The sequence below is a fragment of the Roseomonas sp. TAS13 genome (assembly GCF_001950415.1).
GTDB lineage: Bacteria > Pseudomonadota > Alphaproteobacteria > Acetobacterales > Acetobacteraceae > Roseomonas > Roseomonas mucosa.
Genome location: NZ_BDLP01000262.1, coordinates 1 through 6,243 on the forward strand (window position 1 = coordinate 1; position 6,243 = coordinate 6,243).

4 protein-coding genes are annotated in these 6,243 nt (G+C 71.4%); 2 read left to right on the plus strand and 2 right to left on the minus strand.

Annotated elements, in window-relative coordinates; all coding sequences use genetic code 11:
- Positions 1-98: 98 nt before the first annotated feature.
- Positions 99-1,550 carry a HAMP domain-containing sensor histidine kinase gene (locus tag ROTAS13_RS17440; RefSeq protein WP_075822972.1) on the minus strand — a complete coding sequence of 484 codons (1,452 nt, stop codon included), beginning with the start codon at positions 1,548-1,550 and terminating at the stop codon, positions 99-101.
- The gene (locus tag ROTAS13_RS17445; protein WP_162175666.1) at positions 1,547-2,743 is read right to left on the minus strand and encodes an FIST signal transduction protein; all 1,197 of its coding nucleotides are present in this window, start codon (positions 2,741-2,743) and stop codon (positions 1,547-1,549) included. Before ROTAS13_RS17445 ends, ROTAS13_RS17440 begins: the two co-directional genes overlap by 4 nt.
- A gap of 352 nt (positions 2,744-3,095) precedes the next feature.
- On the opposite strand from ROTAS13_RS17445, the gene ROTAS13_RS17450 reads away from it, so the two are divergent.
- Together ROTAS13_RS17450 and ROTAS13_RS17455 are read left to right on the plus strand one after the other, a co-directional pair.
- Entirely contained in the window at positions 3,096-4,733 is a 1,638-nt protein-coding gene (locus tag ROTAS13_RS17450) for a glycosyltransferase family 1 protein (protein WP_058389096.1), read from the plus strand.
- Between the two features lie 9 nt (positions 4,734-4,742).
- A partial coding sequence (locus tag ROTAS13_RS17455; protein WP_139323406.1) for a polyketide synthase occupies positions 4,743-6,243 on the plus strand: 1,501 nt, incomplete at its 3' end.

Below are 6,243 nucleotides of genomic sequence, written 5' to 3' on the forward strand. Positions count from 1 at the left end.
CGCCTTACGGTGGAGCTGTGCGTAGATGTGATCAAGAGACAGCTCCCCCGGCGACCAGCCGAGAAGCGACACGCGGCCGGGGAAAAGCCCCCTCCGCCTCAGCCCTGCGGCGGCCCGCCCGCGGCAACGCAATCCGCCGGCAGCAGCACGGTGATGGTGGTGCCGATGCCGGGCACGCTGTCGATCTGCAGCGAACCGCCATGCGCCTCGGCCAGGCCCTTGGCGATCGGCAGGCCCAGCCCGGTGCCGGTCGAGGACCGGCTGAACGGGTCGCCCACCTGCCGGAACGGCTCCAGGGCGCGCGGGATGTCCTCCGCCGCGATGCCCACGCCGTTGTCGCGGACCCGCAGGCACAGCCCCCGGCCCTCCTGGCAGCGTGCCTCCAGCACCACCTGTCCCCCCGGCGCGGTGAAGCGCATGGCATTGCTGAGCAGGTTGTCCAGGATTTGCCGGAAGCGCGTCCGGTCCACCCGGATCCACCAGACCTCCTCCGGCAGGTCGCAACTCACCTCGACCTCACGCTCGGCGGCGGTGCCGGCCGTGGCGCCGGTCACCTCCTTCAGCAGTTCGTTCAGCGGCAGCCAGCGCCGGCCCAGCGTCGTGCGCCCGCGCGCCAGGCTGGAATAGTCCAGGATCTCGTTGATCAGCGCCAGCAGGTGCTTGGCCGAGTTCAGGATGTGCCGGTTGTACTCGCCCCGCTCATGCGCCGTGGGTTCGTAGCCGGACCCCGTCGCCATCATCTCGGAAAAGCCGATGATCGCGTTCAGCGGCGTGCGCAGCTCGTGCGTCAGCGTCGCCAGGAAGCGCGACCGCGTGGAGCTCGCCTCCTCCGCCTGCGCCTTGGCCAGCCGCAGCTCCGCCTCGGACCGCTTGCGCAGCAGCACGTCGATATAGACCGACAGCGCGCCCTCGATCAGCTCCTGGTCGGCCTCCTCGAAGGGGCGGCTGACATTGCTTTCCGACTGGTTGCCGATGATCAGCGCCATCCCCGTCGCCGCGTCATAGGCCCAGAGCACATAGGGCAGGCGCAGGATGCCGGTCAGCTCATAGGCCGGCGTTTCCAGCCGGGTGCGGGAGGTGGTGAAGAAGAAGGACGGCGGCGCCGGCACGAAGATTTCCCCCGCCACCAGGGAATGCCCGGCCTGGCCCGCCAGGGAAGCCTCACCGTCCCCCATGGCGGGGTGTCCGGGAGGACCGCCGGGCGGCAGGCCCAGCGAGTGCGTGACGCGGAAGCGCTGGCTGCCGCGCGGGGTTTCCTGCAACAGCGCCGCGCGGTCGCAGATCGTGTTGTCCACCACGATCTCCAGCATCGGCTCGCCGATATCCTCGGGCGCGTTGCCGTGATCGGCCAGGCGATAGGCCTCGCGGATCAGCTTCGCCACGGTGCGGGACCGCCGCGCCTCCCGGAAGGCCTGGCTCTGCTCCTCCTGCAGCCGCAGCAGCCGCGCCCCCAGCGCGTTGCACTCACGCCGGTAATAGGCGAGTTCGCGCTCCAGCTGCCCATCCGCGGCCGCCGTGCTGGCGCTCTGGGGCGGGAAGATCCCGTTCACGCCGCCCGCCGCCGCAGCACGACCAGCACGCCGGTCCAGTCCAGCGGCCGGCTGTATTCGCCGAAGGGCGCCACCTCCACGCCGGAATAGAAGCCTCCGAAGGGCACGCCCGGCGGCAGGCCCCGCAGCACCATCTCCGCTTCCTCGACCGGCGCGCCGGAACGCGCGCTGCCGCGGCCCGCGCAGTCGATGTAGAAGCCGAGCAGCGCCTCCGGTGCCGCCAGCGAAGCCCGCAGCGCCGCCATGCCCTGCTCCACCGAATCGAGCATCAGCATGTTGTCACGGCCCATGATCTGCACCCGGGCGCCGCGCGCGAAATCCGGCTCGAACAGCGTCACCGAGCCGGTTTCCGGATTGGCCCGCAGGATCAGCCGGTTGACGTAGTCGTTCTCGTCATAGGGGCCGAAGGGGTCGCCCTGCTTCTGGCCCAGCGTCGCCATCAGCGACAGCTCCTGCCCCCGCGCCGCGCCGAGCGAGAGGCCCAGCATCCGCTCGATCACCCCCAGCGCCGGCTGCCCGTCCAGCTCATAGACCTCGGCACCGTCGATGCGGGTGATCTCCATGAAGGTGCTGACCGGACGGCAGCCGTGCAGGATCGCCGTTTCCATCGTCACCTCCGGCGGGAAGACCAGCGCCAGCGCGATGTGCTTGCGCACCGCCCCCCCGTCGAAGACCCAGGCATCGGTCAGGTTCATGTCCGTCAGCAGCCCGCCGCCAACCAGCTGGATGCGGTGCCCGCCCAGCCCCTCGTGCAGCCCCCGCACGATCAGGCTGGCCGGATGCAGCCGCAGCGGCGCCCGGCTGGCCACGCTGTCGAAGAGCAGCAGCACGCTCGCATCCTCGGCTGCCACGGCACGGATGCGCTCCCCCAGCACCAGGCCGCCCTGGTGCTCGTCGGGCTGCAACTCCGCCGAAACCACCGCCGGGACCGGCGCTCCCGCGCCAAAGGCGACCACCAGCAGTTCCAGCCCGCTATAGCCGAAGGCATTGCGCGAGATGGCCCCCGCCGCCGCGCCGCCCACCACCGGCACGGCGCCATAGGCCGCCTGCAGCGCCGCCAGCACCACCTCGCCATCCAGCTTGCCGCCGCAGAAGACCAGGAGGAAGGCGGGCAACATCGCGCCGAGGTCGGCGATGCAGCGTTCCGCGGCCACGGCGGCATCGCCATGCCGCCGGTAGGCAACGCGGATCAAGGGCAGGTCTCCGCCAGGGGAAAAAGGCTCATCGGAAACATCCAGATGCGGCATGGTGACATGGCACACGACACCATAGCCTGAATCGGCATCGGCCAGGACCACCTGCCGCCACGCGCGCCCGGCGCATGGCGCCACAAGGAACACATGGGCTTCCTCTCATGGAGCCGCGGTTGTCACAACCCCAGGTGCTGGAGGAGCGCAACGACCGGTAACACCAGGCCGTGAGTTCCGACTATGCCGTATTGCAATGCAGAAGAAACACTTCCTTAAGGTTGTAATTAACGTTTATGATGCACTCAAAGGGTGATGGCCGGTCGGTGCATGCCCTGGAACCGACAGGAGTGCCAAGATGGATGCCACGCCATCGGTTCTCGACCGTCAATGGTCCCTGCTTCAGCCCTTGCGCCTGGAGAGCGGCGCAAGCCCCGATACCGGCCCCGGCGTGGTGCTGGACATCTCGCGCCTGCTCGCGCGGGGGCGCAAGGTAGCGCCCTCGGGGATCGACCGGGTCGAACTCGCCTATGCCCGCCGCTGGGCCGCCCTGCCGGAGGACCGCTGCGTCTTCGTGGCCGGCGCCCTGTCCGGCGCCTGGTCCGTGCTGCCCCGCCGCGCGGTGGAAGATCTGGTGGCGGCCCTTTCCATCTCCTGGTGCGGCACGCCCGCCGCCCCTCCGTTTCCCTGTCCGCCATCAGCGGAACCATCCCCGGGGCCGGCCGGCGAGGAGCGGCAGGAGAACCCATGGGATACGCAATGGGAAGCCCGGGGCGAGATGCAACGGGAGGCGCAGCGCGATGCCGAGAGGATCGCCGGCCGCCTCCGCCTTCTCGCCGGCCTGGGCCTCGGCGCCGGGCAGCTGGCGCCGAACCTCGGCCGCCTGGGCGCGCGCCGCGCCTTCCTGCTGGTCTCGCACCGGGCGTTGGAGCGGCCCGGCCCGATCCAGGCGATGCGGGCCCGCGGCTGCGCCTTCGTGCCGCTGATCCATGACCTGATCCCCGCGACCCATCCGGAATATGCCCGCCCCGGGCAGTCGGCACGGCATCTGCGGCGGATCGACACCACCGCCCGCCTCGCCGACGGGGTGATCGTGAATTCCGCCGACACCGCCGAGGCGCTCGCCCCTCATCTGCGCATCCGCCCGGTGCCCCCGCCGGTGATCGTTGCCCCTCTCGGGATCGAGACCCTGGGCACCAGGGCCCTGGAGGACGAGGCCCCAGGTGCCGGGACCCGAGGCACCGGAGCGGGGACCATGCGGCACGCCACCGCCGAACGGCCCGGCGGCCCGGCTCCCTACTTCGTCGCCCTCGGCACCATCGAGCCCCGCAAGAACCACCTGCTGCTGCTGCATCTCTGGCGCGACTTCGTTCGCGCCGGCACCGCCGGCCTCGGCGGCCCGGTGCCACGACTGCTGATCATCGGCCGCCGCGGCTGGGAGAACGAGAACATCGTCGACATCCTGGAGCGCAGCGCCGTCCTGCGCGGCACGGTCGAGGAACTCGGCCAGGTGCCCGATGCCCGGATGGCCGCGCTGCTGCGCGGCGCCCGGGCGTTGCTTTTCCCCTCCTTCGTGGAAGGCTACGGCCTGCCGCTGGCCGAGGCCCTGGCCCTTGGCGTGCCGGCGATCTGCTCCGACCTGCCCGCGCTGCGCGAGGTCGGCGGCCCGGTGCCGCACTACCTCGATCCGCTCGACGGCGCCGGCTGGCGTGCCGCGATCCTGGACTATGCCCGGCCCGGCAGTGCCGCCCGCGCCGCCCAGGCCACCCGGCTGCAGAACTGGCGGCCGCCGGGCTGGGACTCCCACTTCCGCCAGGTGGACGCCATGCTGGACCATGTGACCCGCCCCCGCCCTGGGAGCGAGGCCGTCGCCCCGCCGGCCGTCCCGGCCCTCCGCCGCTGGTCCGGCTGGCGTCGTGCCGCGGCCCTGGAAAACTCTTCCGAAATCGGAATATTTTCCCGGGTTCCTCTCGCAATCTACGGAAATGCAACGTAAGATTGCGGAATGCCGGTGCTAAAAAACCCTCGAAAGAATCGCGCACCGAAAGCGCAACAAAAGGTTGTCCCGGTTGCCATCGTCGGGGCGGCCTGCCGCTTCCCCGGGGCCGCGGACCTGGATGCCTTCTGGCGCCTGATGGCGGAAGGCCGTGACGCCGTCTCCACCCTGCCGGAAGACCGGTTCTCCCAGGCCCGGTTCCATCACCCGCGCAAGGGCGAGCCCGGCCGCGCCTATACCTTCGCCGCCGGGCATCTGGGCGACATCGCCGGCTTCGACGCCCGGGCCTTCGGCCTGTCCCCGCGCGAGGCCGCGGAGGCCGACCCGCAGCAGCGCCTGCTGCTGGAGGTCGCGGCCGAGGCCATCGAGGATTCCGGCCTGCCCGCCAGCACCCTGGCCGGGCGCCCGGTCGGCGTCTGGATCGGCGGCTCCTCCACCGACTATGCCGAGCTGCGGCTTTCCGACCCTTCGGGGGCGGACCGCTATTTCATGACCGGCAACGCCCTGTCGATCCTGGCCAACCGGCTCACCAACGTCTTCGACCTGCGCGGCCCGGCCCAGACGGTGGACACGGCCTGCTCCTCCGCCCTGGTGGCGCTGCACCACGCGCTGCGCGCCCTGGCGCATGGCGATGCCGAGATGGCCCTGGTGGGCGGCGTGCAGCTGCTGCTTTCGCCCTATGCCTTCATGGGCTTCTCCCGGGCCTCGATGCTCTCGCCCACCGGCCGGTGCCGCGCCTTCGACGCCGCCGCCGACGGCTATGTCCGGGCCGAGGGCGCGGGCATGGTGCTGCTGAAGCCGCTGGACCGGGCCCTGGCGGAGGGGGACCGGGTGCGCGCCGTGCTGCTCGCCTCCGGCGTCAACAGCGCTGGCCGGACCATCGGCCTGTCCCTGCCCAATGGCGAGGCCCAGGCCGCGCTGATGGAGCGCGTGATGCGCGAGGCCGGGGTGGAGCCGGAGCAGTTCGGCTATTTCGAGGCCCATGGCACAGGCACCCAGGCCGGCGACCCGATCGAGACCTGGGCGATCGGCGAGGCCATCGCGAAGCGCCGCCGCGCGCCGCTGCCGGTGGGTTCGGTGAAGACCAATATCGGCCATACCGAGCCCGCCTCCGGCATGGCCGGGCTGCTCAAGGCGATGCTGGTGCTGGAACGCCGCAGCATCCCGCCCAGCCTGCACTTCTCCACGCCCAACCCGAACATCGCCTTCGACGGCCTGAACCTGCGTGTGCCGGTGGCGGAGGAGCCGCTGCGCCTCGGCAGCCGTCCGGCCCGCCGGCGCGGCGACCCGGCGCCGGTGGTGGGGGTGAACTCCTTCGGCTTCGGCGGCACCAACGCCTCGGTGGTCCTCGCCACCGCACCCGTAACGGCCGCCTTGGAGGAACCTGCCTCCGGGGAGGTTCCCGCCCTCCCGGCCACGCCGCTGCCGCCCCTGCTGCTTTCCGCCCGTTCCCCCGCCGCCCTGCGCCTCCTGGCCTGTCTCTTGATCACAAGTCTCGACGTCAGCATAG